27 protein-coding genes and 1 pseudogene are annotated in these 26,874 nt (G+C 63.3%); 16 read left to right on the top strand and 12 right to left on the bottom strand.

What is annotated here, in order from left to right:
* Positions 1–86: 86 nt before the first annotated feature.
* From X741_RS143270 to X741_RS143280, 3 genes are all read right to left on the bottom strand, one after another.
* The gene (locus X741_RS143270; RefSeq protein WP_023779671.1) at positions 87–542 is read right to left on the bottom strand and encodes a hypothetical protein; all 456 of its coding nucleotides are present in this window, start codon (positions 540–542) and stop codon (positions 87–89) included.
* 97 nt (positions 543–639) lie between these two features.
* Positions 640–1,488 carry a 23S rRNA (adenine(2030)-N(6))-methyltransferase RlmJ gene (locus tag X741_RS143275; protein ID WP_023779670.1) on the bottom strand — a complete coding sequence of 283 codons (849 nt, stop codon included), beginning with the start codon at positions 1,486–1,488 and terminating at the stop codon, positions 640–642.
* Positions 1,485–2,096 (bottom strand): hypothetical protein, encoded by a 612-nt coding sequence (locus tag X741_RS143280; protein WP_023779669.1) that lies wholly within the window; start codon positions 2,094–2,096, stop codon positions 1,485–1,487. Before X741_RS143280 ends, X741_RS143275 begins: the two co-directional genes overlap by 4 nt.
* A gap of 108 nt (positions 2,097–2,204) precedes the next feature.
* Between X741_RS143280 and X741_RS143285 the strand changes: the two genes are divergently transcribed.
* Positions 2,205–2,555, top strand: a complete 351-nt coding sequence (locus X741_RS143285; protein WP_245264319.1) for a carboxymuconolactone decarboxylase family protein — start codon at positions 2,205–2,207, stop codon at positions 2,553–2,555.
* Positions 2,556–2,563: 8 nt separating this feature from the next.
* Here the strand turns inward: X741_RS143285 and X741_RS143290 are convergent, their stop codons facing one another.
* Together X741_RS143290 and X741_RS143295 are read right to left on the bottom strand one after the other, a co-directional pair.
* Entirely contained in the window at positions 2,564–3,013 is a 450-nt protein-coding gene (locus tag X741_RS143290) for a DNA polymerase III subunit chi (RefSeq protein ID WP_023779667.1), read from the bottom strand.
* Positions 3,014–3,022: 9 nt separating this feature from the next.
* Positions 3,023–4,534, bottom strand: coding sequence for a leucyl aminopeptidase (locus X741_RS143295; RefSeq protein ID WP_031250373.1), 1,512 nt, complete (start codon positions 4,532–4,534; stop codon positions 3,023–3,025).
* 364 nt (positions 4,535–4,898) lie between these two features.
* On the opposite strand from X741_RS143295, the gene lptF reads away from it, so the two are divergent.
* The 7 genes from lptF (at position 4,899) to X741_RS143330 (ending at position 12,915) form a co-directional block, all read left to right on the top strand.
* The gene (gene lptF, locus X741_RS143300; protein ID WP_013896289.1) at positions 4,899–6,101 is read left to right on the top strand and encodes an LPS export ABC transporter permease LptF; all 1,203 of its coding nucleotides are present in this window, start codon (positions 4,899–4,901) and stop codon (positions 6,099–6,101) included.
* The gene (lptG, locus tag X741_RS143305) at positions 6,098–7,183 is read left to right on the top strand and encodes an LPS export ABC transporter permease LptG (protein ID WP_031250372.1); all 1,086 of its coding nucleotides are present in this window, start codon (positions 6,098–6,100) and stop codon (positions 7,181–7,183) included. Before lptF ends, lptG begins: the two co-directional genes overlap by 4 nt.
* Positions 7,183–9,621: an LPS-assembly protein LptD gene (locus X741_RS143310; protein WP_023779665.1), complete on the top strand. Its 2,439-nt coding sequence runs from the start codon at positions 7,183–7,185 to the stop codon at positions 9,619–9,621. The genes lptG and X741_RS143310 overlap by 1 nt, the downstream gene beginning before the upstream one ends.
* A gap of 91 nt (positions 9,622–9,712) precedes the next feature.
* Positions 9,713–10,645, top strand: coding sequence for a peptidylprolyl isomerase (locus X741_RS143315; protein WP_023768542.1), 933 nt, complete (start codon positions 9,713–9,715; stop codon positions 10,643–10,645).
* Between the two features lie 31 nt (positions 10,646–10,676).
* Entirely contained in the window at positions 10,677–11,705 is a 1,029-nt protein-coding gene (gene pdxA / locus X741_RS143320; protein WP_031250371.1) for a 4-hydroxythreonine-4-phosphate dehydrogenase PdxA, read from the top strand.
* Positions 11,706–11,730: 25 nt separating this feature from the next.
* Positions 11,731–12,555 carry a 16S rRNA (adenine(1518)-N(6)/adenine(1519)-N(6))-dimethyltransferase RsmA gene (rsmA, locus tag X741_RS143325; RefSeq protein ID WP_023779662.1) on the top strand — a complete coding sequence of 275 codons (825 nt, stop codon included), beginning with the start codon at positions 11,731–11,733 and terminating at the stop codon, positions 12,553–12,555.
* Between the two features lie 66 nt (positions 12,556–12,621).
* Entirely contained in the window at positions 12,622–12,915 is a 294-nt protein-coding gene (locus tag X741_RS143330; RefSeq protein WP_023779661.1) for a DUF1330 domain-containing protein, read from the top strand.
* A 6-nt stretch (positions 12,916–12,921) separates the two neighbouring features.
* On the opposite strand, the gene gmk is transcribed toward X741_RS143330, so the two are convergent.
* The 3 genes from gmk to mltG form a co-directional block, all read right to left on the bottom strand.
* Entirely contained in the window at positions 12,922–13,578 is a 657-nt protein-coding gene (gmk, locus tag X741_RS143335; RefSeq protein ID WP_049802478.1) for a guanylate kinase, read from the bottom strand.
* Positions 13,579–13,599: 21 nt separating this feature from the next.
* Positions 13,600–14,490, bottom strand: a complete 891-nt coding sequence (locus X741_RS143340) for a YicC/YloC family endoribonuclease (RefSeq protein WP_023779659.1) — start codon at positions 14,488–14,490, stop codon at positions 13,600–13,602.
* A 148-nt stretch (positions 14,491–14,638) separates the two neighbouring features.
* On the bottom strand, positions 14,639–15,721 hold the full coding sequence (gene mltG, locus X741_RS143345; RefSeq protein WP_245272772.1) for an endolytic transglycosylase MltG: 1,083 nt from the start codon (positions 15,719–15,721) through the stop codon (positions 14,639–14,641).
* Here mltG and X741_RS1000000171145 point away from each other — a divergent pair.
* Entirely contained in the window at positions 15,720–15,992 is a 273-nt protein-coding gene (locus X741_RS1000000171145) for a hypothetical protein (protein ID WP_245272771.1), read from the top strand. The genes mltG and X741_RS1000000171145 overlap by 2 nt on opposite strands.
* Here the strand turns inward: X741_RS1000000171145 and fabF are convergent.
* The 4 genes from fabF to fabD form a co-directional block, all read right to left on the bottom strand.
* Positions 15,980–17,242, bottom strand: a complete 1,263-nt coding sequence (gene fabF, locus X741_RS143350; RefSeq protein ID WP_013896299.1) for a beta-ketoacyl-ACP synthase II — start codon at positions 17,240–17,242, stop codon at positions 15,980–15,982. The genes X741_RS1000000171145 and fabF overlap by 13 nt on opposite strands.
* Before the next feature lie 34 nt (positions 17,243–17,276).
* The gene (locus X741_RS143355; protein ID WP_006203723.1) at positions 17,277–17,513 is read right to left on the bottom strand and encodes an acyl carrier protein; all 237 of its coding nucleotides are present in this window, start codon (positions 17,511–17,513) and stop codon (positions 17,277–17,279) included.
* 211 nt (positions 17,514–17,724) lie between these two features.
* Positions 17,725–18,462 carry a 3-oxoacyl-[acyl-carrier-protein] reductase gene (fabG, locus tag X741_RS143360; protein ID WP_023779657.1) on the bottom strand — a complete coding sequence of 246 codons (738 nt, stop codon included), beginning with the start codon at positions 18,460–18,462 and terminating at the stop codon, positions 17,725–17,727.
* Positions 18,463–18,522: 60 nt separating this feature from the next.
* The gene (fabD, locus tag X741_RS143365; RefSeq protein WP_023779656.1) at positions 18,523–19,464 is read right to left on the bottom strand and encodes an ACP S-malonyltransferase; all 942 of its coding nucleotides are present in this window, start codon (positions 19,462–19,464) and stop codon (positions 18,523–18,525) included.
* A 243-nt stretch (positions 19,465–19,707) separates the two neighbouring features.
* Here fabD and X741_RS01000000167105 point away from each other — a divergent pair.
* The 7 genes and pseudogenes from X741_RS01000000167105 (at position 19,708) to X741_RS143395 (ending at position 26,668) form a co-directional block, all read left to right on the top strand.
* Positions 19,708–21,656, top strand: a pseudogene (locus tag X741_RS01000000167105) (LTA synthase family protein).
* A 470-nt stretch (positions 21,657–22,126) separates the two neighbouring features.
* Positions 22,127–22,618, top strand: a complete 492-nt coding sequence (gene rpsF / locus X741_RS143370; RefSeq protein ID WP_031250370.1) for a 30S ribosomal protein S6 — start codon at positions 22,127–22,129, stop codon at positions 22,616–22,618.
* Positions 22,618–22,866 (top strand): 30S ribosomal protein S18, encoded by a 249-nt coding sequence (rpsR, locus tag X741_RS143375; RefSeq protein WP_006203718.1) that lies wholly within the window; start codon positions 22,618–22,620, stop codon positions 22,864–22,866. Before rpsF ends, rpsR begins: the two co-directional genes overlap by 1 nt.
* A 264-nt stretch (positions 22,867–23,130) precedes the next feature.
* Positions 23,131–23,715 (top strand): 50S ribosomal protein L9, encoded by a 585-nt coding sequence (gene rplI, locus X741_RS143380; RefSeq protein ID WP_013896306.1) that lies wholly within the window; start codon positions 23,131–23,133, stop codon positions 23,713–23,715.
* Between the two features lie 263 nt (positions 23,716–23,978).
* Complete coding sequence (locus tag X741_RS143385) at positions 23,979–25,271, top strand: cyclopropane-fatty-acyl-phospholipid synthase family protein (protein ID WP_023779652.1); 1,293 nt, start codon at positions 23,979–23,981, stop codon at positions 25,269–25,271.
* Positions 25,272–25,364: 93 nt separating this feature from the next.
* Complete coding sequence (locus X741_RS143390; protein ID WP_023768556.1) at positions 25,365–25,688, top strand: YnfA family protein; 324 nt, start codon at positions 25,365–25,367, stop codon at positions 25,686–25,688.
* A 2-nt stretch (positions 25,689–25,690) separates the two neighbouring features.
* Positions 25,691–26,668, top strand: a complete 978-nt coding sequence (locus tag X741_RS143395; protein ID WP_023779651.1) for a small ribosomal subunit Rsm22 family protein — start codon at positions 25,691–25,693, stop codon at positions 26,666–26,668.
* Positions 26,669–26,874 lie beyond the last annotated feature (206 nt).

The following is a 26,874-nucleotide window of genomic DNA, read 5'->3' as shown; positions in this document are numbered from 1 at the left end:
GCTTTGCCTGTCAACACAGTACGCGAAAGCGCCCGTAGCCGATCAGGCTGCGGGCGCGAAAAGGGATCGCGAAAGGAAGGCTGCGTTCAGCGCAGGACGCGGCAGCGGCCGTTGTAGACCATCCAGCGGTCGAAGCCCGAAACGCAGAATTCGACATTGTCGCCGATCGAAGCGAAGCCTTGCCCTTCCTCGATCAGGTACCAGATGGTCCGGTCGCGGCCGTCGGAGAGGCTGACGGTGGCGCCGCAATAGCGGCGGCCGATCGGCCAGGTGTCGTTGGCGGGCAGATAACGGTGCTGGTGGATGCGCCGGAAATCGGTGATCTGCACATCCGGCAGGTGCGGCACATGACGCACCTGGTAGGAGAAGCGGTGGGTGATCTTGTTCAGCACCCAGGGCTCGCCGCAGACGCCGCCATCGTCGTCGGGATAGACGCCGACAAGGTCGGCCGCCTGCACAGCCTGGGTGACACCGAGGGGCGCGGCGAGCGAAGTGCAGAGCGAAATCAGGGCAGCAAGTGCGGATTTGGCGAAGCGAGTCATGACAGCCTCTCAAGGTCGATTGCGCGCACTGTGCGGATTCGCTTGGCGTCGGTCAAGCGGTTGCCGAAACAATGGTTTCCCGGTTCGAAACCTCGACCTATTCCCCGGCCAGCCATTCCAGCGTCCAGTGCGCCGGCTTTGCCACGGCGAGCAATTTGTGCAGTGCCGGCAACACGGTTCGCAATTCGGCTTCCAGCGTGAAGTGCGGATTGACCACCACCATGCCGCTGCCGTCGAGACTGGCTTCCGACGAAGCCGGCCTGATCTCGAATTCTATGTCGAGGATTTTCGGGATGCCGGATTGTTTCAGCGCTTTCCTGAAGGCGATGATCGCCTTGCGGTCCTTGATCGGGTACCACAGCGCGTAGATGCCGCCAGGCCAGCGCTTGTGCGCCCTTATGAGCCCGTCGACGAGGCGGGCGAACTCGCCCGCTTCCTCGAATGGCGGATCGATGAGCACCAGGCCGCGCTTTTCCTTCGGCGGCACATGCGCCCCGAGCGCCAGCCAGCCGTCGAGTTCCATCACCCTCACCTGGAAATCGCCGGCGAATTCCGCCTTCAGCCTCGCGGCGTCCTTGGGGTGGAGTTCGATCGCCGACAACCGGTCCTGCTTGCGCAGGAGATTGCGTGCGAGCAGCGGCGAGCCTGGATATTTCTTCACACCGCCCTCGGGATTGAGCGACCGCACCGTCTCCAGGTAGGGCGCCAGCAGCGCCGCCGCCCCGGCATCGAACGAGGCGTCGATCAGCCGGCCGATGCCGCCCTGCCATTCGCCGGTCTTCTGGGCTTCGACTGACGACAGATCGTAGCGGCCAATGCCGGCATGGGTATCGACGACGCGAAACGCCTTGTCCTTCTGCTTCAGGTATTCGAGCAGGCGCGTCAGCACGACATGCTTGACGACGTCGGCAAAATTTCCGGCGTGGTAGGCGTGACGGTAGTTCACGTGGCCCCCCTGCCCCAGCGCGGCGGTGGCGGCTGCGAGTTCGGATTGTCCGGCCGGCCGCCGCCGAAGCGCAGGGACAGCAGGAGGCCGATCAAGCCGACCGCCATCAGGGAGAAGCCGACCGGCCGCGCACGGCTGTCGGTTTCGCCGACACCGGAGCGCAAGATCAGGTCGACCGCCCGCATCGGTATGTCCTCGGCATCGCCCGGGCCGACGGTGAAGAGGTAGGAACCGGTGCTGACCGCCGGGATCAGTCCGGCCTCGTCGCGAAAGATCTTGTCGGGCAGTTGCGGACTGGCCTGGCGCGGGTTGTCCACGTGGTTGAACTGCAGCGTCGAGGCGAGCACGGTGCGCCCATTGGTGGCCGCGGTCAGCGTCAGCACCGTACGCTGCTGTGAAACGATGCGTTCGGCCCTCGCGGTCAGGTCGACAAGCACCCGCACCGGTGCATCGCGGCTCTTCAGTGGCACGGTCAGCGGCCTGAAGCGGCCCTGCTCATAGACCCGCCAGATGCCAATCTCGCGGCCGGAAAAATTGGTCATCGCCCAGGGATAGATGACGCCGACGCCGGCGCCGGCCAGCAGGATCAGGACAAACAGAAAGCGCATTCGGACAGTCACCTTGTAATCGCACCTTGCCGGACAACTAGCTTGCGTTGGCGCAGGCGCTCGCCCCTTCGGCCTGCATCTTCTCGCTCGCCACGGCGCCAGTGTGATGTGACGATAAAGGATATCCAGTCGACCATGGGCGGCGTGCCCAGCTTCGTGAAGCAGTTTCCAAAAGCCGGTCTGCCCGGTGCCTGGGCCGAGGTCAAGGCCATCGAGCTCAGCGACAAGACGGCGCTGCCGCCAAAGGTCAAGTCGCTGATCTCACTGGCGGTGGCGGCGCAGATTCCGTGCAACTACTGCATATGGTCGGACACGCGGGACGCCAAGCGAGCCGGCGCCACCGAAGAGGAGATCCAGGAAGCGGTGGCGATGTCCGCGCTGACCCGCCACTGGAGCACCATCTTCAATGGCATGCAGGTCGATTTCGCGACATTCAAGAAGGAAATGGGCGGGCAATAGCCGCGGGGCTAAGCCTTGCGCTCCCAGCGCCGGTCCGGCGTCTGCTGCCAATAGGTCACGGCGTGGCCCGCGTCCTTCATCGTCTTCCAATGCGCCCGGGCCGCATCGACTTGGGCGGCGTCATGGCCGTCGAACAGGAACACGGCACGCTCGTAGCTGCTGAGGTCGGGCGGCGCCGCGCCATCGACAAGGAACCTTATTTTGGCTTCGTTGGGATTGCCGTCGCCGGTGGTCAACAGGATAGGCTGTTCGCCGGGATACGCCTCGCGATCGGTCGCGTGCGCCAGGAACGAATCGTCCCGGAAGGTCCACAGGTGCTGGTCTAGCGCGTCGCGCCGCTCCTCGGTGCCGGTCTGCACCACGGCGCGCCAGCCGCGATCGACGCTGCGCTCGAGCAGACCCGGCAGCGCATCCTCCAGCGTCGATTCGGTCAGATGGTAGAACAGCACTTCGGCCATGAATCGAGGTCAGCTCTCGTAATGATCGCGCACCAGGCGGTCGAGCAGCCGCACGCCAAAGCCCGAGGCCCACGACTGGTTGATCTCGTTCGACGGCGAGCCCATCGCCGTGCCGGCGATGTCGAGATGCGCCCAGGGCGTGTCCTTGACGAAGCGCTGCAGGAACTGCGCGGCGATGATCGCGCCGCCGTAGCGGCCGCCGATGTTCTTCATGTCGGCGTTTTTGGAATCGATCAGCTTGTCGTATTCGGCGCCGAGCGGCATGCGCCACAGCCGCTCCTGCGTCGACTGGCCCGCCGCCGTCAGCCTTTGCGCCAACTCGTCATTGTTGGAGAACAGGCCGGCGTAATGCACACCGAGCGCGACCATGATGGCGCCGGTCAGCGTCGCCAGATTGACCATGAATTTCGGCTGGAAGCGGTCGTTGCAGTACCACAGCGCGTCGGCCAGCACGAGGCGCCCTTCCGCGTCGGTATTGAGCACCTCGATGGTCTGCCCCGACATGGACGTGACAATGTCGCCGGGGCGCTGGGCATGGCCGTCGACGGCGTTTTCCACCAAGCCGATGATGCCGACGACATTGGCCTTCGCCTTGCGGGCGGCCAGCGCATGCATCAGGCCGGTGACCGCAGCGGCACCGCCCATGTCGCCCTTCATGTCTTCCATGCCCGACGCCGGCTTGATCGAATTGCCGCCGGTGTCGAAGGTGACACCCTTGCCGACGAAGGCGACAGGGCTGTCCTTGGGCTTGCCGCCGTTCCACTGCATGACGGCCATGCGGGCGCCGCGAGGCGAGCCTTGCGCGACGCCAAGCAGCGAGCCCATGCCGAGCTTCTTCATCTCCTTCTCGGCCAGGATCTCGACCTTGACGCCGAGCGCCTCGAGTTCCTTGGCGCGAGCAGCGAACTCGACCGGTCCCAGCACGTTTGCCGGCTCGTTGACCAGGTCGCGCGCCAGAAGCACGCCGTCGATCACCGCCTCGGCATCCGCGAAGGCCTTCTTGGCGCCTGCCGGGTCGGCGGTGTGGATGGTCACCTTGGCCGGCTTCCTGGGATCCGCCTTTGCGTCATCCTTGTCCTTCCTGGTCTTGTACTTGTCGAAGGAATAGCTGCGCAGGAGAATGCCGGCCGCAAGGCTGGCGGCATCCTTGCCATCGGGCGAGGCGCCGGCCAGGTCGAGCACCACGGCCACATCGGTTGCCTTGCGCAGCGACGCCCCAATGGTGCCGCCGAGTTTCAGCCAGGCATATTCGTCGAGGCCCGACGCCTTGCCGGCGCCGATCGCGACCAACCTGTCGAGCGAGGATCCCTCCGGAGCCAGAATTTCGACGACGCCGGCGAACTTGCCGGTGAACTCGGCCACCGGGAATGCGCGCTCCAGCGTCTTGCCGGGATCGTAAGCCCTGGCCGCCTCGGTCAAGCCGCCGTCATCCGCCGACAGCACGAGGACGGTGCCTTTCCTGCTCGCCGCCGTCTGGGGCGCGGCGAATTTTGCAAAGGCGATCGACGGTCTCGGGTTCATCATGTCCTGCTTTCGGGGAGTGTTTGACTGTGCGCGAAGCGGTTTGAAGCAATCCGCGACATTTGGTCGTTTTCCGGCATTTGGCAAGACTTTGCCAAAATGGCTACCCATATGACACATGGAATCGATGGCGATTCGTCGCGGCACGGCCCCGCTTCATGCCGCAACCTGTTGTTAACCATCGATGTTCGCCCTTTCTTATCCATTGCCGCCGACACTCCGGTCCACAGCGGCACGCGAGGTGGGACGGGAACCGGATCGCCTGCCTGATCGAGCCCATCGGAGCCAGTTGTGCGGTCGTCGCCGGACAGCTACCCTTAGTTTGGTGGCATGATGCCGTTCGAGAAAACCGAGTAAAGCCTTCATGACGGTCGTTGAACGCTACATCATGCGCCGCGCTTTCGTGGTCTTCATGGCGGCGCTGGTCTGGACGCTGGCCATCGTGTGGACGACGCAGGTGCTGGCCAAGATCGATCTGGTCACCGACAGCGGCCAGTCCGCCCTGACCTTCTTCGAGGTCGCATCCCTCATCCTGCCCTCGATCATCCCGATCGTCGTGCCCTTCGCTCTGGTGGTGGCTGTCGCCCAGACACTCAGCGTCATGAATTCGGATTCGGAGCTCGCGGTCGTCAACGCCTCGGGCGCCTCGCGGTGGACGATCGTGCGGCCGATCATGCTTCTGGCGCTGGCCGCAAGCGTCTTTTCCTTCGCAGTGGACAACGGCATCGATCCCTATGCGCGGCAGAAAAACCGCGCCCTGGTGGCGGAGTCGCGCTCCGACCTGTTGTCGCTGATCATCCAGGAAGGCACCTTCCGAAAGATTGAGGACGGGCTGTTCCTGCAGATCGGCGAGCGGCTTCCCGACAATAAGCTGGGTGGCATCTTCGTCGCCGATTCGCGCGAGGAAGGCGTCAATCTCGTCTATTATGCCAAGACCGGCAGCATCATCGAACGCGGCGGCGAAAAGGTGCTGATGATGAATGACGGCGTCATCCATCGCAAAACGCTGACCGGTGACCTCAGTGTCATCCGGTTCACCTCCTATGCCTTTGACATGTCGGCCTTCATGTCGGCGGCCAATCAAGTAACGCTGCTGCCGAAGGACCAGACCACCCAATACCTGCTCAATCCCAGCGCCAACGACAAGAACTATCAGCAAAATCCACAGGAGTACCGGGCCGAGATCGACCAGAGGTTTTCAGAGTGGACCTATTCCATGGTCTTCGCATTGATCGCACTGGCGGTCGCGGGCGACGCGCGCTCGCACCGGGAGGCGCGCGTCAATCCGCTGATCACGGCCATTGCAATATCGCTGTTCGTGCGCTGGCTGGGCTTCTTTGCCGCAAGCAAGGCCGATGAGATCCCGCAATACGGGTATATGGTCTATGGCGTGCCCATCGTGGCTTCGGCAGTGGCGATCTGGTTCATAGTCTCCAACCGGACCATGGAATTGCCGGTGGCCTGGGCGGACTGGATGACAAATCTGGCCAGCCGCATCGGTGATGGCTGGAATTCCCTCAAACTGCGTTTGTCCAGGCGCGACACTTCAGGTCAGAGGGTCGGCTGATGGGCTGGACGCTGGGCCGATATTTCTTCTTCCGCTACGTGGCGATCACGATCTGGTTCTTCCTCGGCCTGCTGGCGCTGGTGTTCCTGATCGATTTCACCGAGCTGTCCGGCCGTACCACCGGCTTGCCCGGCTTCACCTATGGGACGGCGATGGCCATTTCGGGCCTCCGGATGCCGATGATCATGCTGCAGACGGTGCCGTTCGTCGGCCTGTTCTCGGCAATGGCGACGCTGGTATCGCTCAACCGGCGCTATGAGCTGGTCATTGCGCGTTCGGCCGGCGTCTCCGCCTGGCAATTCCTTTTGCCGTGCTGCATCGGAGCGCTGCTGTTCGGCGTCGTATCGGTCGGGATCATCAACCCGCTCGCCGCGCACGCCTTCTCCTTGTCCGAACAGATCGAGACCCAGTTGCGCTCCGGAAAATCAAACACGGTTTCGGCCGACGCGGCGCCCTGGATTCGCCAAAAAACCAGTTCCGGCGACACCATCATCGGCGCGCGGGCTATCCTCAACCAGGGCCTGGAGATGTCCGACGCCGTCTTTTTCATCCTCGACCAGCAAGGCAATATCGCCGAGCGCAAGGATGCGGTGCGTGCCTACCTGCGGGACGGTTATTGGGAATTGCAGGACGTCAAGACCTTCAGGAACGGCGTCATCCAGTCCGCGGCGAACGATCGCGTGCCGACCAATCTGAAGCCCGAATTCGTGCAGGAGCGGCTGGCGCGCCCGGAAACCATTCCTTTCTACGACCTGCCCGGAAAAATCGAGGTTGCCCGTTCCTTCGGCCTCAAGGCAAATGCCTTTGCCATGCAGTTTGATTCGCTGGTGGCGTTGCCGTTCCTCCTCGTCGCCATGACGCTGATTGCTGCAACAGTTTCAATGCGATTTGCGAGGATGGGACAATCGGCAACGATGATTCTGGGTGGCGTCGTTGCCGGCTTTCTGCTTTATGTCGTTTCGGTGCTGGTGAAGGCATTCGGCGTGGCGGGATTCGTGCCGACTGCCGTAGCCGCCTGGGTGCCGGTCGTGGTAGCTATGTTCTTCGGGGTGACTTTCCTGCTATACAAGGAAGACGGCTAGTGAGGGAAGCGGTTTTGCCCAGCAGCAGGCAGGCCCATTTGGCGCGCCTTTATGCGGCGAGCGCCTTGGCATGCTTGTTTGCCTGCGCCGTCCCGCTGCCTGCGGTCGCGCAGGAGGTCGGTGACGTTGCGGCCAAGGTTCCGTCCGGCTCGCAAATGCTGCTGGCCGCCGACACGCTGGTTTACAACAACGACAACCAGACCGTGACCGCCGTCGGTGGCGTGCAGATCGATTATGGCGGCAACCGCCTGGTTGCCCAGAAAGTCGTATACGACCGCAACACCAAGCGGATGGTCGCCAGCGGCAATGTCGAAGTCATCAACAGCGACGGCACCAAGATCAATTCGGATCATATCGACATAACCGACGATTTCGCCGACGGTTTCGTCAACGCGCTGCGCGTCGAGACCATCGACAAGGCCTATTTCGCCGCCGAGAGTGCCGAACGCATGGGCGGCGTGCTGACCACGTTCCACAATGGCGTCTACACCGCCTGCGAGCCGTGCGAGGACAAGCCAAACAAAGCGCCGACCTGGCGCGTGAAGGCCAGGAAGATCATCTGGAACGGCGAGAAGAAGACGGTTCGCTTCGAGAACGCGAATTTCGAGTTCTTTGGCTTCCCGCTCGCCTACCTGCCGGCGTTCGAGATTGCCGACCCGACGGTCAAGCGCAAGAGCGGCTTCCTGATCCCCAGCATCAGCTACAACAGCCACCTGGGTTACAGCGTCAAGGTTCCCTATTATTTCGCACTGTCGCCGACCTATGACTTGACGGTGTCTGGAAGCGGCTACACCAAGCAGGGCTTCCTCGGAGAGGCCGAATGGCGCCAGCGTTTCAACAACGGCGAATACAGTTTGAAGATCGCCGGGATCCAGCAGCAGGACCCGGGTGCCTTCCTTGATAGCGCCGCTTTCCCTTCGACCGGCGGCCACAACATCGATTCGGGCGCGGCGGGCGATCCGAACAAGTTCCGCGGCATGATGGGCACGCAGGGCAAGTTCGCCATCAACGAACGCTGGAATTTCGGCTGGGACGTTCTGCTGCAGACCGACAAGAATTTCTCGAGCACCTACAACATCGACAAGTACAATGCCGCCGTCCACCAGTCGACGGTTTACCTGACTGGTCTCAACGGCCGCAATTATTTCGACGTGCGCGCCATGCACTTCGATGTCCAGGAGAACACGCCCAACAACTATATCTCCGCGCGAAGCGACCAGCAGCCCTGGGTGCTGCCGTCGTTCGACTATACAAACATCCCCGACGTGGCGGTCGCCGGCGGCCAGTTGTCGCTCAATGTCAACGCGCGGGTTCTCCGTCGCGATGAACTCGATCAAACCTACTTCACGCCTTACGTGCCCGGCTCGGGTACCCAGCGCGTGCGCGGCATCGAAGGTGAATCCGGACGCCTGACCGCCGAGGCCGAGTGGAAACGGTCATTCGTTACCGATGACGGGCTGGTGCTGACGCCGTTGCTGGCGCTGCAGGGCGACGTCGACTATCTCAATGCGTCATCGGCTTCGCTCGCCGCCGTCAACCAGATGGCGACGAATTTGGGCGAGCAGGACGATATGCGCTCGTCATTTGCCCGTTACATGGCAACCGCCGGGCTGGAGATGCGCTGGCCGCTGCTGTTTTCGATGGCCAGCGGGTCCAGCCATGTCATCGAGCCGATGGCACAGGTCTTTGTACGTCCGAACGAACAGTATGTCGGCGGCCTCGCCATTCCGAACGAAGACGCCCAGAGCATGGTGTTCGATGCGACCACCCTGTTCGAACGCGACAAGTTCTCCGGTTACGACCGTGTGGAAGGCGGCTCGCACGCCAATGTCGGCTTCCGCTATTCCGGCTCCTATATGAACGGCTGGGGCACCAACGCCATTTTCGGCCAGTCCTATCAGATTGGCGGCGAGAACTCCTTCGCGGCGCCGGATCTGGTCAATGTCGGCGCCTATTCGGGTCTTCAGGAAACCAAGTCCGACTATGTCGGCCTGTTTGGCATCAACAGCCCGAATGGTTTCGCGGCCTCGGTCAGCGGTCGCTTCGACGAACAGACCTTCGAGATTCGCCGCGCCGAGTTCAAGGCCGCCTATTCGGGGCTGCCGGTATCCCTGAGCGCCAAATATGCCTTCATCCAGGCGCAGCCGCTCTATGGTTTCACGACCGACCGTCACGAAGTCACGCTGGGTGCCTCGACGCATCTTGCCGAGAACTGGCGCGTCTTCGGCACGGGAACCTACGACCTGCAGGAAAGCCTGCTGGTCAAGGATGGCGTGGGCTTTGCCTATAATGATTCCTGCTTCACCTATTTGATGACGTACTCGCAGTCGCGCGACCTGAACACCAGGGAGGTGACGCAGAGCATCGGCTTCAACCTGTCGTTCCGTACGCTCGGCGACTTCGGCTCGTCGACCAGCGCCATCGACACGATCCAGTAGTCGGCGACATCGTTTCGCCGCATAGGGCTGGCACGGATTCTCGCACCCGGATGAGGACGAAATTGGGCGGAGCCGGGATGATAAAATTGGGATGCCAACGATGAGGAAGTACCTCTTTTCAGCAGGGTTTGCGCTGCTTGTGGCGGCGACATCCGTGTCGATGACCGTCATGATGCCGCCGGCTTTCGCCAGTGAGATCAAATACGTCGTCAACAACGTACCGATCACCACTGGTGATATCGCGCATCGTGCCGCCTTCCTGAAACTGCAGCGCAAGAAGGGCGATGCCGCCCAGGAAATGATCGACCAGACGCTGCGCCTCGCGGAAGCCAGACGGCTTGGTATCCGCATCAGCGACGCCCAGGTCGAAGCGGCCTATCAGCGCTTTGCAACCAGCAACAAGATGCAACTCAGCCAGCTTAACGGCGTCATGGAAAAATCCGGCGTCGGCAAGGACCACTTCAAGGAGTTCATCCGCGCCCAGATGGCCTGGAACCAGGCCTTGAGCGCGCGCTACCGTTCCGGTGAGGGCGGCAGCGTGACCGAGCAGGATGCGGTCAGGCGCATGCTCGACAAGGGTGGCGCCAAGCCAAGCGCCACCGAATACATGCTGCAGCAGGTCATCTTCGTCGTGCCGGCGTCCGAGCGCAGCGCCACGCTGGCCAAGCGCAAGCGTGAGGCCGACGCCATGCGCGCCCGTTTCAACGGCTGCACCACGACGCGCGAGTTCGCCAAGGGCTTGATCGACGTCACCGTTCGCGACCTGGGCCGGGTGCTGGCGCCGCAATTGCCGCCGGACTGGGCCGAGCAGATCAAGGCGACCAAGGTCGGCGGCGCCACCGTCACGCGCGAGACCGAGCGCGGCGTCGAGTTCATCGGCATCTGCTCATCGCGTGAAGTGTCCGACGACAAGACCGCGCAGATGGTGTTCCAGAGCGAAGGCTCCAGCGACAAGAATGCCGACGAGCTCAGCAAGAAATATGTCGAAGAGTTGAAGGCGAAAGCCCACATCGTCAAGCGCTAACGTGAGTGGCGCTGACGTGAATGGCGCTGACGTGGACGATGCGGTGACCGCGCTGGCGTTGAGCGCCGGCGATCCATCCGGCATCGGCCCCGAAATCGCCATCGCCGCCTTCATGGCGCGTGAAGCTCTTGGCGTGCCTGCCTTCTATCTGCTTGCCGATCCGGCACTGATCGCCGCGCGGGCAGGCCAGCTCGGCCTGTCGGTGCCGATCATCGAGACAACGCCCGCGCAATCGACACAGGCATTCGCCCAGGCCCTGCCGATCGTTCCGCTGACGGCGCGCTGCGTCGACAGTCCGGGCCGGCCGGATCCGGCCAATGCAGCCGGCACCGTCGAAGCCATCGATCGCGCTGTCGCTGCCTGCCTTGCCGGTGACGCCGCCGCCGTCGTCACGTGCCCCATCGCCAAGAAGCCGCTCTACGATGCCGGATTCCGCTTTCCCGGCCATACCGAATATCTGGCGCATCTGGCGGCCCGGCACACCGGCGTCGAGGCGCTGCCGGTGATGATGCTGGCGGGCCCTGACCTGCGCACGGTCCCCGTCACCATCCACATCGCGCTGGCCGAGGTGCCGAAGGCCCTGACCACCGAGTTGATCGTAGCCACCGCACGCATTACCGCCGCCGACCTCGCCAGCCGGTTCGGCATCGCCAGGCCGAGGCTTGCCATTGCCGGCCTCAATCCGCATGCCGGCGAAGGCGGCTCCATGGGCCTGGAGGACGAGCGTATCGTGCGCCCGGCCGTCGATATCCTGCGCGCCGAGGGCATCGACGCTTTCGGCCCCCTGCCGGCCGACACATTGTTCCATCCCCGGGCGCGGGCGGGCTACGACGCGGCGCTGTGCATGTATCACGACCAGGCTTTGATCCCGGCCAAGGCATTGGCCTTCGACGAGGCGGTCAACGTCACGCTCGGCCTGCCCTTCATCCGCACCTCGCCCGACCATGGCACCGCCTTCGACATCGTCGGCAAGGGCATTGCGCGCCCCGACAGCCTGATCGCTGCGTTGAAGCTGGCCAGGAAGCTGGCTGACACCGACGCAAGGGCCGCGGCCGCATGAGTTCTCCCCCTTCTGGCTTTCCGGCATGAGCATCGACGGGTTGCCGCCGCTGCGCGACGTCATCGAGCGCCATGAGCTGCAGGCGAAAAAGGCGCTCGGCCAGAATTTCCTGCTCGACCTCAATCTAACCAGCAAGATCGCGCGTGCCGCGGGCGACCTGACAAACACCACGATAATCGAGGTTGGGCCGGGGCCAGGCGGCCTGACAAGGGCGCTGCTTTTCAACGGCGCCCGACGGGTCATTGCCATCGAGCGCGACGAACGCTGCCTGGCGGCGTTGGCCGAGATTTCGGAACATTATCCGGGCCGGCTGGAGATTATTGCCGGCGACGCGCTGAAAACGGACTTTGCCGCGCTCGCCGCCGGCGGGCCGACGAAGATCGTGGCCAATCTGCCCTACAACATAGGCACCGAGTTGCTGATCCGCTGGCTGACGGTCACGGACTGGCCGCCCTTCTATGCCTCGATGACGCTGATGTTCCAGCGTGAGGTGGCCCAGCGCATCGTCGCCGCGCCCGGCAGCGATGCCTATGGCAGGCTTGGCGTGCTGGCCGGCTGGCGTACCCAGGCCAGGATCGCCTTCGACGTGCCGCCCCAGGCATTCACGCCGCCGCCCAAGGTCACCTCTTCGGTGGTGCACCTGGAGCCGCGCGCGACACCCCTGCCCGCCGACGTGAAAAAACTCGGCCGCGTCACGGAAGCCGCTTTCGGCCAACGCCGGAAGATGTTGCGGCAGAGCGTGAAAAGTCTCGGCGGCGAGACCCTGCTCGAGCGCGCAGGCATCGATCCGACCCGCCGTGCCGAAACGCTCAGCGTCGAGGAGTTCGTGCGGCTGACCAATTTGGTATAGCACCGGCAGGCCTGGAAACGCCTCGCTCACGGCATAGATAATCTGGCAAACATGCTGGAAAACTAAATGCCCGCCTACATCATTTCCGATGTCACCATCCGCGACGAAGAGGCGATCGATATCTATCGAACCCGTGCCGCTGCCTCCATCGCACAGCACGGCGGGCGCTATCTGGTGCGTGGCGGCCAGGTGGAGGCGCTGGAAGGCAAGTGGCATCCCGGGCCGCTGATCGTCGTCGAATTTCCTGACATGGAACGGGCCAGGCGTTGGTACGCTTCGGCTGAGTATGCGGCTGCACTGGACGTGCGCGACGCCGCGCTCAGCCGCAATCTGATCCTGGTCGACGGCGTGGCATCCTGAAACCGGTCAGCCGGTCTTCTCGTCCAACAGGCCAGAGACGAAATCGAACAGACCAGGCCGGCGATCGCGCCTTAGCCGCTCGGCGACGACGATGCCGCGCACTTCGGCGAAGGCGCGATCCAGATCGTCATTGACGATGACGAAATCATATTCCTTCCAGTGCTCGATCTCGTTGCGGGCGTTCTTGAGCCGCGTCTCGATCACCGCTTCCTGGTCCTCGGCGCGGCGCTTCAGGCGTGCCTTCAATTCCTTCATCGACGGCGGCAGGATGAAGATCGAGACGATATCGGCGCGCATCTTCTCCTTGAGCTGCTGGGCGCCTTGCCAATCGATGTCGAAAAGCATGTCGCGACCTTGCGCCAGCGCCAGTTCGGCGGGTTCGCGCGGTGTCGCATAGCAGTTGCCATGCACCTCGGCCCACTCGAGCAGCGCATCGGAATCGCGCAACCGTTCGAAGTCGCGCATCGTGCGGAAATGGTAGTGAACGCCTTCGATCTCGCTGCCGCGACGCGGCCTTGTGGTGACCGAGACCGACAGTTCGAGGCTGGAGTCGCTTTCCAGAAGGTTGCGCGCGATGGTCGACTTGCCGGCGCCGGACGGCGACGACAGGACGAGCATCAGCCCCCGGCGACGAATGCGGGAGCCCAAATCCCTGGCAACCATCGGTTCCTTGGCAACCATCGGCTACTCCAGATTTTGGACCTGTTCACGAAACTGGTCGACCACGGCCTTCAGTTCCAGCCCGATCGCGGTGACGGCCGCCGCGTTCGACTTCGAACACAGCGTATTCGATTCGCGGTTAAATTCCTGTGCCAGAAAATCGAGCTTGCGGCCGACGGCGCCGCCGCCCTCGATCAGCGCCCGGCCAGACGCGACATGCGTTTTCAACCGGTCGATCTCTTCGCGAATGTCGGCCTTGGTGGCAAGAAACGCCGCTTCCATGTGCAGCCGGCTCGCATCCAGATTGGCGGACGGGTCCATCAGCAGCCTGACCTGCTCGGCGATGCGTTCGCGGATCGCCGCCGCATCGCGCGACGGATCCGCCTCGGCGCGCAACGTCAAGGCCTCGATGGCATCGATATGGCCGGACAAAAGCAGCGCCAGTGCAGCACCCTCGCCCTGCCGCGCCTGTTCGAGCCCCTTCAATGCCACGTCTAGCGCCGCCATGATGGCAGTATCGAGCGCGGCGCGCGCTTCTTCGGTTTCGATAGTTTCGGGAATATCGAGCACGCCACGCAGCGAAAGCAGGCCGTCGGCCGTCGCCGGAGCAACGCCGAATTGCTCCTGCAGCCGCTTGGCAAGCCCCGCCAGATCCTTCAGGAACGCCTCGTTGACAATCGGCTGCGCCTGCGTGCCGGCGGCACGGCCGATGGTCAGCGTCGCCTGGAAATTGCCCCGGGCGAAACGCTTCTGCAGCGTTTGCCTGACCGCCGGCTCCAGCCGCTCGAATCCTTGCGGCAGCCGCAGCCGCACCTCGACGCTCTTGCCGTTGACGGACTTGACCTCCCAGGCGACCGAGGTCCCTTCATGCTCGGCGACGGCACGGGCAAATCCGGTCATGCTCTGCAAATTCATGTCGCCTGCACACCCCTGGCGCATTGCCCCGAAATCATTCCGGACAGGGCAAATGCTGCTTAAAAATGATCACGCCGCGGGACGTTGAAATCGGACGCGTGGCGTTGCTTCAAATGTCGGGGCTGTCGCCCTTCCAGCCTTCTTCGTCTTACTGGGCGGCGCCCGCATCGCCGCCGGCGTCGCCACCGTCGATGGCGTCAGCAGGTTTGTCGGTATCGCCGCTGGCACCAGCGGCCGCAGCGGCCTTGGCCGCCTCTTCGGCCTGCTTCTTCTGCAACGCACGATAGCGGGCGACGTTTTCATTGTGCTCGTCCAGCGTCGCGGCAAAAACGTGACCGCCAGTGCCATCGGCAACGAAATAGAGATCGTCGGTCTTCGATGGATTGGCCACGGCCTCAAGTGCCGCACGCCCCGGATTGGCGATGGGCGTCGGCGGCAGGCCGCTGATCAGATAGGTGTTGTAAGGCGTCTGCTTCTGGATGTCGGACTGGTAGATCGGCCGGTCCACCGGCTTGCCCTTGCCGCCGAACAGACCATAGATGATGGTTGGATCGGATTGCAGGCGCATGCCCTTGGCCAGCCGGTTCAGGAAGACCGCGGCCACCCGTGAACGCTCGTCACCCTTGCCGGTTTCCTTCTCGACGATCGAGGCCAGGGTGACGAACTCGTCGACGTTCGACAGCGGCAGGTCCGGCGCACGCCGCTGCCATACCTCGTCGACCAGCTTCTTCTGATCGCCCAGCAACTTGTCGATCATCTGCTGGCGCGTCGCACCCCGCGTGAAACGCAGCGTGTCGGTGGCCAGGCTGCCCTCGGGAGGCGTCTTGGCCGGCATGTCGCCGCTCAAGGCGGGCTCGCCAGCGATACGCTGCAGAGCCTGCTCGACAGTCAATCCTTCCGGAATCGTCAGTGAGTACATCACCGACTTGCCGCTCTTCAAAAGCTCCATGATGTCGCGCATGGATGCCCTGGGCTTGACCTCGTATTCACCGGCCTTGAGCGCGGAATCGTTGCCGAAGGCACGCACGCCAAGCCGGAAGATACGGGCGTCGCTGATCAGTCCGCGGCGCTCGAGCTGGTCGGCGATATCCTGGACGCCGGTGTTCGGCTTGACCAGGAAAGTGTCGCCATTGGCCGAGGGGCCCGGTTCGGTGAATTCCTGCTTGCCGAAGTAGACCGCCACGCCCGCCGCCAGCACCATCAGCATCACCGAGGAGATGACGAAGTTCATGAACACGACGACCTGGCTGCGAGAAGCGCGCGAGCGCTTCGGCGGCGGTGTTCCGGCTTCAGGCCGCAAGGCTTCGCTGGCTGTCTTCGGCACGATCGGCCCAGTGCTCGCCGGTCGTTGCCCGAATTCTCCGTTGCCTGCCGGATTTGTGTTCATTTCGCCCTACCGTTTGATCTCTCAACGAATCCCCTGCGGCAGAGTAGGGGCGAATATGGCAAAATTGACGATACGTCAAAGCATCGCCCGGCAACCGGACGATCAGCCATTGTAGCGCTGGAACACGAGCGATGCGTTGGTGCCGCCGAAGCCAAAGGAATTGGACAGCGCGACGTCGATCTGGCGGGAGCGAGGCTTGTTCGGCACCAGGTCGATCGCGGTTTCGCGTTCGGGGTTGTCGAGGTTGATGGTCGCCGGTGCGACATTGTCCCTGATCGCGAGGATCGAGAAGATCGCTTCGGCGGCGCCCGCCGCCCCCAGGAGATGGCCGATCGACGATTTGGTCGACGACATCGAAATCTTGGACGCGGCATTGCCGACAAGCCGCTCGACGGCGCCGAGCTCGATCGTGTCGGCCATGGTCGAGGTGCCGTGGGCGTTGATGTAATCGACATCGGCAGGCGTCAGCTTGGCCCGGTTCAGGGCCGCCGTCATGCAACGGAAGGCGCCGTCACCGTCCTCGGCGGGCGCGGTGATGTGATGGGCATCGCCGGTCAGGCCATAGCCGGTAACCTCGGCATAGATCTTGGCGCCGCGCGCCTTGGCGTGCTCCAGCTCCTCCAGCACGACGACGCCGGCGCCCTCGCCCATGACGAAGCCGTCACGGTCGCGGTCGTAGGGGCGCGATGCAGTCTGTGGCGTATCATTGTGCTCGGTCGACAGCGCCCGGCATGCGGCGAAGCCGGCGATCGACAGCCGCGTCACCGGCGCTTCGGCACCGCCGGCGACCATGACGTCGGCATCGCCCCACATGATCAGCCGGGCAGCGTCGCCGATGGCGTGCGCGCCGGTCGAGCAGGCAGTGACGACGGCATGGTTCGGGCCCTTCAGCCCGTGCCGGATCGAAACCTGGCCGGAGACCAGATTGATGATCTGGCCGGGGATGAAGAAAGGGCTGATGCGGCGCGGACCGCGCTCCTTGAGGATCATCGCGTTCTCGGCGATGCCCTCGATACCACCGATGCCGGAACCTATCAGAACGCCGGTGGCGCACTGCTCTTCATGGGTTTTGGGTTCCCAGCCGGAATCCTTCAGCGCCTCGTCGGCGGCGGCAATCCCGTACAGGATGAAGTCGCCGATCTTGCGCAGTTCCTTCGGCTCGAGCACGGCCTCGGGATTGAAGGTGGCATTGCTGCCGTCGCCACGCGGAACGACGTGGGCGATCTTGCAGGCAAGATCCTCCACCTCGAACTCGGTGATGCGCTTGGCGGCGCTGCGGCCGGTCAGAAGTTCCTTCCAGCTGTGCTCGAAGCCCATGCCGAACGGTGACAACAACCCAAGGCCGGTGACGACGACACGCCTCATCGCAGGTCCTCCCCGGTGGTGACTGCGGAAAGTGTCAGGCCGAAGCCTTGTCGATGTACTTCACCGCGTCGCCGACGGTCAGGATGGTCTCGGCCGCGTCGTCGGGAATCTCGACGCCGAATTCTTCTTCGAACGCCATGACGAGTTCGACCGTGTCGAGGCTGTCGGCGCCCAGATCGTCGATGAAGCTCGCCTGCTCCGTCACTTTGTCGGCATCGACGCCAAGGTGTTCGATGACGATCTTCTTGACGCGCTCTGCGGTGTCACTCATTTGGGCATCCTCGTCTTTTGTTTGTCTGTCTTCGTTAGCGGGCAGAATGCCGCTAATCAAGCTGAAAGATGGTCCTGCCGGAAACGCAACGGCCACGGACCGGTTTTTGCCCGAACCGCCGGGTTGCGGGCCGCATTACACGAAAAATAGCTGAGGTCCAAGGCGAAATGGTCTCTTTTCACAACCCGGCAGCGTTGCCGCCGGGCCTCGTTCAGATCATCGCCATGCCGCCATTGACGTGGACGGTCTGGCCGGTGACGTAAGCTGCTTCGTTGGAGGCGAGATAGGCGACCGCGGATGCGACTTCAACGCTGGTGCCCATGCGGCGCGTCGGGATGGCCGCCATGATCGCCTCTTTCTGCTTGTCGTTGAGCTTGTCGGTCATTGCCGATTCGATGAAGCCGGGGGCGACACAGTTGACGGTGATGTTGCGGGTGGCGATCTCCTGCGCCAGCGACTTGGAGAAACCGATCATGCCGGCCTTCGAGGCGCAGTAATTGGTCTGGCCGGGATTGCCGGTCACGCCGACCACCGAGGTGATGTTGATGATGCGGCCATGGCGCCGGCGCATCATCGGATGGGTGAGTTCGCGAGTGAGCCGGAAAACCGCGGTCAGATTGACCTCGAGCACGCTGTCCCAATCGGCGTCCGACATGCGCACGAACAGGCCGTCCTTGGTGATGCCGGCATTGTTGACCAGGATGTCGACACCTTCCAGATCGGCTTCCGCCTTCTGGCCGAGCGCCTTGACCTCGTCGCGGTTCGACAGATTGGCCGGAAACAGCTTGACCCGGTCGCCAAGTTCGTTGGCCAGCGTCTCCAACTTCTCGATGCGCGTGCCATGCAGGCCGACAATGGCGCCCTGCGCATGCAGCACCCTGGCGATCGCCTCGCCGATGCCTCCCGATGCCCCGGTAACGAGCGCCTTGCGGCCGGTCAATTCGAACATTTTTGTCTCCTGATTGAGAAGAGGACACCCTTCGCACGGGTGGGGTCAAATGGCATCCGATTATACGAGTGCCGCTCGTGCTGTTTCGACCTCGGCGGAACTCCCCACCGACGCGGTGGCGATGTCGCGGTTGATGCGCCGCGCCAGCCCCGACAGCACCTTGCCGGCGCCGATCTCGTAGAGCGCGGTGACGCCGCTGGCGCCGAACCATTCGACGGTCTCGCGCCAGCGCACGCGGGCGACCACCTGCTCGACCAGGCGCCGCGAAATCTCGTCCGGGGCGCTCGTCGGGGTGACTGTGACGTTCGAGACGATCGGAACCACCGGTGCGGCCTTGGCCACTTTGGCGAGCGCGTCGCGCATGATCTCCGCGGCCGGCGTCATCAACTCCGAGTGGAAAGGTGCCGAGACCTGCAGCATCAGCGCCCGCTTGGCGCCCTTTTCGGTGCAAAGCCTGGCGGCCAGTTCTACCGCGGCCTTGGCGCCGGAGATGACCAATTGGCCGCCGCCATTGTCGTTGGCGACCTGGCAGACAGATCCTTTGGCCGCTTCAGCGCAGGCAGCTTCGACATCCGCCTGCTCCAGTCCGATGATCGCCGCCATGGCGCCCTTCCCGGGAGGTACCGCCGCCTGCATGGCGTTGCCGCGAATGCGCAGCAGCCGCGCGGCATCGCCAACGGAAACGAAGCCCGCGGCGGCCAGCGCCGAATATTCGCCCAGCGAATGGCCGGCGACATAGGCGACCTTGTCCTTCAGCGAGAACCCACGCGATTCCAGCGCCCTGATGGCCGCCAGCGATACCGCCATCAGCGCCGGCTGTGCGTTGGCCGTCAACGTTAAGGCCTCTTCGGGACCTTCCCAGATCAGCTTCGACAGGTTTTCGCCGAGCGCGTCGTCGACTTCCTGGAAGACCCTGCGCGCCTCGGGAAAGCTATCGGCGAGATCCTTGCCCATGCCGACAGCCTGGCTGCCTTGTCCCGGAAAGGTGAATGCGACGGCCATGCGAGGCTCCCAAGGGCTGGTTTTGCTTGCCTGATAGGCGGGTTTTTCTTGCCTGTGACGCAAGGCAGGCCGCCAAGTCAAGTCCAGTTCGCCCCTGCCGGGCGGCTTCGTCAACCGCCGAGTGCCTGTTCCCAAAGGCTTTTTGGCGATCACTCCTGATGAAAACCGCTCACGAATCGTTTGCTGGCTCTTCTTATTTCCGCCACAGGCGCTAGCTTTGCGTGACAATTATATGACAATCGAGTGACGTGTTTGTCGCTGGGTGGGGAAGTTGAAGTGACAAAGAGTTCGAAACGTAGCGGTAAAGCCGTGCCGCAATTCCTGGAAGACGATCCGTCCACCGGCTACCTGCCGGGCCGGAGATGGCCGGTTGTCCGTTACGGGCTGATCAGCCTAGCGATCGCGGCCATCCTGGTGTTCGCCGTCGAACTGATCGTGCGCGGTGATTTCGCCGGCACCGTCTCTTTCTTCCTGCAGCCGCTCAAGCCGGGCTGGACCACGATCGTCGTGTTCGCCCTGATCCTGATCGGCCTCGACGCCGTGCTCGGCCGTAGCCACCAGAGCCTGATGATCGTGGCTCCGCTGACCCTGTCTTTAGCCTTTGTCGGCCATCAGAAGTCGCATTATCTCGGCGATNGGATTTCCTCTACGCCCGCCAGATCGTCGCCCTGCTGCCATTGCTGGTGCGCGACCGGCCAATGACCGCGCTCGCCATGGTCGTCGGCATCGTCGCCGGCCTGTCGCTGCTCGTCTATGGCTGGCGGCTGTGGCGCCGCAAGGTCCTCGCACTCAGCCGAAAGGGCCGCCTCGCCCGGCTGACGCTGGCGGTTCCGCTGCTCGCCTTCTTTGTCTCAATCATGGACTACGCCACCTTCTCGTGGACCAGGGACCGGCTGCAGATCATTCCGATCATGTGGGACCAGAAGGAAAACTACGCCTCCAACGGCTTTGCGCTCGCCTTCGCGCTCAACGTGCCGATGGCGCATGTCTCGGCGCCGGCCGGCTATTCCGACAAGGCGATCGCAGCGATCGAGAGGCCAGCGGTGACAGCCTCCGTGCCCGCCGAGAAACCGGACATCATCGTCGTCATGAGCGAATCGTTCTGGGATCCGACCAAACTGCCCGGGGTAACCATCACGCCGGACCCCATTCCCAATGTGCGGGCGTTGCGCTCGGGCTATATGTTCTCGCCCGAATTCGGCGGCATGACCGCCAATATCGAGTTCGAAGCGCTGACCGGCTTCTCGAATGCCTTCCTGCCGGCCGGCAGCATCCCCTACCAGCAATATGTGCGCACCCCGACGCCGTCGATGGCAACCTTCCTGAAGAGCGAGGGTTATCAGGCGCGTGCCATACATCCAGGCACCAACTGGTTCTGGAACCGTGGCGCGGTGTACGCCGATTTCGGCTTCAACGACTTCAAGTCTGAAGAGACGCTGCCGCCGATGGAGAAGCGCGGACCGCTGGCATCGGATGCGGCGATGACCGACGAGATCATCCGCGAAGCCGACGCCAGCGAGCAGCCGGTGTTCTTCTTCGCGGTCAGCCTGCAGAACCATGGTCCCTACGAGCCGAACCGCTACTACAACCCCACCCACAAGGTGCAGGCGCCGATCAGCCAGTGGGCGCGTGAATCGCTGCTGAGCTATGCGGAGGGATCCGCGGATGCCGATCGCGGTCTCGAGCGCCTCGTCGAATGGGCAAAGAAGCGCTCCCGTCCCACGGTGATCGCCTTCTTCGGCGACCATCTGCCGCCGCTGGGCCCGGTTTACGTCGAAACCGGCTTCCTCAAGGACAATGTCGCGCCGCGCAAGGAGGCGTCACCGCAGGATGCCCTTCAGCATCACGAGACGCCGCTGGTCATCTGGTCGAACCGCACCGGTCCGGCCGAGGACCTGGGTGCGGTCAGCCCCGCCTTCCTGCCTTATCATATCCTGAAAACGGCCGGCATCACCCATCCCTACTACACGGGCTTCCTGGGCGAGATGCGCGAACGCTACCGCGTCGTCGACCGCAACCTGTTGCTGACACCGGCCGGGGAAGCCACGCCCGACTGGGCGCGGCAGAAGGACATCGACCCGGCGATCCGCGACTTCCGCCTGCTGCAATATGACATGATGTTCGGCAAGCGGCACGCGGCGCCGGACTTCTTCCCCGAAACGGTCGACAAGGTCGTCGCCCACATGAGTTGAGCCTGGCAATCCCTCTGAGGGATCGAACACTCAATTCGTCAGTTGCAGCTTCGAGAACCTGTTGGCGATCTGCTCTCCTGAGAAGCATCTTATCCCCGGAAATGCTTGCCGCTGCGGGGAAGTCGCAAAGTCTTGCGGTTGTCGCCATTTGATCTTCCGCCACGACATCGCCCCCCTTGCGCCACAGGCCCCCCCTGCGACATCGCGAACGTCGCCCGCCCTTGCCTTCCCTGCGGATTGCTATATAGACGCCCGCAATCTGCCGGTCCTAGCTGGGGGCTGAACGGAGGGCCGGAGGTTTTCTCAAACCTTCGCGTGAAGCCAGAAGTGCTTCCGCCTCCCGTGTCTCCGCTCTCGACCGTCTCGTCATGCTCCTTTCTTCCCCGCCCCTCAAGGGATCCGGGTCAGAGAAGTTGCAGAGGCTTTTGCCGCCGGGAACCGGGAGAGAAACGAAGAAAGGCGAAGACATAATGGCTCTTTACGAACATGTGTTTCTTGCCCGGCAGGACCTCTCGCAGCAGCAGGTCGATGCGCTTGTCGAACAGTACAAGGGCGTCATCGCAGCAAATGGCGGGTCGGTCGGCCGGGTCGAGAACTGGGGACTGAAGTCCCTCACCTACCGGGTCAACAAGAACCGGAAGGCATACTACACGCTGATGGACCTCACCTGCCCGCCGGCAGCGCTCAACGAGATGGAGCGCCAGATGGGCCTGTCCGAGGACGTGCTGCGCTTCCTGACCATCAAGGTCGAGGCGCATGAGGAAGGCCCCTCGGCGATGATGCAGAAGCGCGAAGAGCGCTCGGAGCGCGGTGGCTTCGGCGACCGCGACCGTGGTGACCGTGGCCCGCGTTCGTTCGGCGACCGCGATCGCGGCGACCGTCCGCCGCGCAGCTTCGGCGATGCCGGTGGCGAGCGTGGTCCGCGCCGTCCGCGCGAAGGCCTTGAACGGGGTGCAGAATAATGGTCGACATCAACCAGATCCCGACCCGGCGCCCGTTCCACCGTCGCCGCAAGACCTGCCCGTTCTCCGGCGCCAACGCGCCAAAGATCGACTACAAGGACGTGCGTCTCCTGCAGCGCTACATTTCCGAGCGCGGCAAGATCGTGCCGTCGCGCATCACCGCGGTCAGCCAGAAGAAGCAGCGTGAGCTCGCCAAGGCGATCAAGCGCGCCCGCTTCCTCGGCCTGCTGCCTTACGTGGTCCGCTAAAATTTCTCCGAGCGGGCGGCTTTGTCGCCCGCTTTTCTCCACGGCGACGGGCGCCGCTGGAGTGTCTTGACGATGCATGTCGTTGTCCCAAAACCGGGAAACCACTTTTGGGCGACATGCAGGAAATCCCGGGTTGAGGCCAAAGCCTCTAACTGCCGACAGGCAGGACAGCGACACCGGCGGCAACGCCCCTTTGCTTCCTGACCTGTTCCCAAGAATCGGCAACGATCCCGAGATCGATGCCAAACTGAAAGGAAAAAAACCATGGAAGTCATTCTTCTCGAACGCGTTTCCCGCCTCGGTCAGATGGGTGATACCGTCAAGGTCAAGGACGGCTTTGCCCGCAATTTCCTCTTGCCGCAGGGCAAGGCGCTGCGCGCCAACGAGGCCAACAAGAAGAAGTTCGAAGGCCAGCGCGCCCAGCTCGAGGCCCGCAACCTCGAGCGTAAGTCGGAAGCCGCCCAGGTTGCCGAAAAGCTCGACGGCAAGAGCTTCATCGCCGTCCGCTCGGCCGGCGAGACCGGCCAGCTCTACGGTTCGGTGTCGACGCGCGATATCGCCGACCTGCTGACGGCGGAAGGTTTCACGGTCAACCGCAACCAGATCCAGCTCAACCAGCCGATCAAGACCATCGGCGTCACCAATGTGGCGATCGCGCTGCATCCGGAAGTCGAAGTCACGATCACGCTCAACATCGCCCGCACGGCCGACGAAGCCGAACGCCAGGCCAAGGGCGAGACGCTGACCACTGCAGAAGCCATTTATGGCGACGACATCAACGACAACGCCCGGCCGGAAAACTTCTTCGATCCGAACGCCGAGTTCGAAGGCGGCGAAGACAACGCCTGATCTTATCCTCGCAAGGGGTTGGAGCCAAGCTCCGATCACATTGCCGTTATCCGTCCTTTGTGGACCAACGCCCGGGCCTCTCGCCCGGGCTTTTTTGTGCCAAAAGGAACTTTCCGGGTCCCCATATATTGTTGCAGACTAGATCGTCGCGCGTCCTTTGGACGCGCAAAGGACGTTGTGGAATTGGAGTTCGGCGCATAATCCTGTCCGAAAGTCGATTGCGGTTTTCGGGCCATGCGTAAGGCACCCTGGGGACATTAGGCATGAATATTCTCTTGAAGCGCGTTCTCGATCGCCTGGTTCGCACCGGCAGTCTCAAAGTGACCGGGCCACAGGGCTCGACATTCGTGTTCGGCGACGGCAGCGGCGAGCCGGTGCATCTGCACATCAAGACCCGACATGCCGAACGCGCCATCACGTTCGATCCGATGCTGGCGGTGCCTGAATCCTACATGGATGGCGAACTCGACATTCTCGACGGCGGCGTGCTCGGTGTGATGCGCATTGCCTTCCAGAACATGGGCAGCGGCGGCATCGACGCGACCTGGTCGAAAGCCATCGAAGGCCTGCGCCACGCCTTCCGCCGCCTGCAGCAGATCAACACCGCCTCGCGCTCGCGCCGCAACGTGCAGCGCCATTACGATCTGTCGGGCGATCTCTACCGGCTCTTCCTCGACGAGGACATGCAGTATTCCTGCGCCTATTTCGAACAGCCGGACATGACGCTCGACGAGGCGCAGGCCGCCAAGAAGCGCCACATCGCCGCCAAGCTCAGGCTGAAGGCCGGCCAGACGGTTCTCGACATCGGCTCCGGCTGGGGCGGGCTTGGCCTCTATCTCGCCAAGGCTTTCGACGTCGACGTGCAGGGCGTGACGCTGTCGACCGAACAGCATGGCGTGGCCACCGACCGGGCGCACGCGCAGGGGCTGGAAAACCACGTCCATTTCGAGCTGAAGGACTATCGCGAGCTCAACGAGCGTTTCGACCGCATCGTTTCGGTCGGCATGTTCGAACATGTCGGCGTCAACCACTACCGCACCTTCTTCGACAAGTCCGCGACACTGTTGAAGCCCGATGGCGTCATGCTGCTGCACACGATCGGCCGCTCCGGTGTGCCGTGGGCGACCAGCGCCTTCATTCGCAAGTACATTTTCCCGGGCGGCTACATTCCGGCAATGTCGGAGGTGCTGCCGGCGATCGAGAAATCCGGCCTCGTGGTCACCGACGTCGAGATCCTGCGGCTCCACTATGCCGATACGCTGAAGCACTGGGGCCAGCGCTTCGCCGCCAACCGCGACAAGGCCAAGGCGATCTACGACGAACGCTTCTGCCGCATGTGGGAATTCTATCTGGCCGCCTCGGAAGCCGCCTTCCGCTGGCAGGACCTGGTCATCTTCCAGTTCCAGATCACCAAGAAGAACGACACGCTGCCGATGACCCGAGACTATATGGCCAAATGCGAAAAGGCGCTGGAAATGCGCGACCTGGGCCGCCGCGAGGCGGCTCCCGTCGAGAAGCCCGCCAAGCCTGCCCGTCGCCGCAAGGTGGCGGAATAGAAACGGGAACGTCCGTACGCTTTCGCCATTGGCGCTTGCCTTCGCACGCCCCTGCCCTGAAAAAGGCCTCGTGATCGTCGCGAGGCCTTTTTCATGAGCTATCTCCTTTATGTTGCCGCGGCCCTGGCCGAGATCGCCGGCTGCTTTTCGGTATGGGCATGGTGGCGGCTGGAAAAGTCGCCGCTCTGGCTGGCACCGGGCTTCGTCTCGCTCGTCCTGTTCGCCTGGCTCCTGGCACTGGTCGACATCAATGCGGCGGGCCGTGCCTATGCCGCCTATGGCGGCATCTACATCACCGCGTCGCTCGCCTGGCTGTGGCTGGTGGAAGGCGTGCGGCCCGACCGCTGGGATCTTGCCGGCGCGGTCCTCTGCATGGCCGGAGCCTCGGTCATCCTGCTCGCACCGCGCGGAGCCTGACCATGGAATTGCCAGCGCCACTTCGCCAAGGGGTCGAGCGCCTGCTTGAAAACGTTCCGCTCGCGACCCTGAAGCAAGCGGCAAAAACACTTTCCGACCGCTACCGTGCCGAGTTGCGCGACGGCCGCCTGCACATGGCGCAGGATTTGGCTGTGCACGCTTATCTCGCGACGCGGCTGCCAGCGACCTATGCCGCGGTCCGCGCCAGCCTCGATGCGCTGAATGAAGCCCGGCCTGATTTCGTTCCAAAATCCCTGCTCGATATCGGTGCCGGGCCTGGTACGGTGCTTTGGGCCACGATGGACCTCTGGCCCGATCTCGAACAGGCGGTGCTCCTCGAAGCCAGTGCGGCGGCACGCAAGGTCGGCGAGACGCTCGCCGCCGGCGCAGTCGCTGCCCGGACCAAATGGCTGGCCGGCGACGCCACCATCGACCTCGCCGATCTCGAGCCGGCCGAGCTGGTGACGTGTACCTATGTGCTGGACGAGATCATTCCGGCATCGCTGCCGAAGCTTGTCGACCGGCTTTGGCACCTCACGGCCGACACGCTGCTCGTGGTCGAGCCGGGCACGCCTGCCGGCTGGCAGCGAATCCTGGCGGTGCGCGCGCGGTTGATCGCGGCGGGCGCGCATCTGCTGGCGCCTTGTCCGCATGAGGCGCCTTGCCCGCTCGCCCCGCCCGACTGGTGCCACTTTTCCCGCCGCGTCGCCCGCTCGCGCCTGCACCGGCTGGCCAAGGAGGCGGAAGTGCCGTGGGAAGACGAGAAGTTCATTTTTGTCGCCGCCTCGCGCCAACCGGCCGCCGCGCGTGCCGCGCGGGTCATCGCACCGCCGAAATCCGGCTCGGGCAAGGTTCTGCTCAAGCTTTGCGAAACGGACGGCAGCGCCGGCGAAAAACTGTTGACCAAACGCGACGGTGATCTGTTCAAGGCGGCACGGCGCCTGGACTGGGGCGATACGCTGGACGAAGGAGGCGCCTGATCGCCAAGATTGTTCTTGATCTGTTCCAACGACTCGGGTAGGGACTGCGCCTTTCCGAGTCAATCGGAATCGGGGCTTGGAAGCACTCTCCTGTGGACGGTTCGCCGAGCCTGTGAACAACGGGCATCAAGGCTGGTTGGTCATGCGATGATGCAGAAAGGTCAGCATCGATTCGTCTCGTTCTGATATCGAGAAGCCGGGATCGA

This window comes from Mesorhizobium sp. LNHC221B00, from assembly GCF_000502935.1.
GTDB lineage: Bacteria > Pseudomonadota > Alphaproteobacteria > Rhizobiales > Rhizobiaceae > Mesorhizobium > Mesorhizobium opportunistum.
The sequence above is the reverse complement of the archived record's forward strand: the minus strand, read 5'-3'. Positions and strand labels throughout refer to the sequence as shown.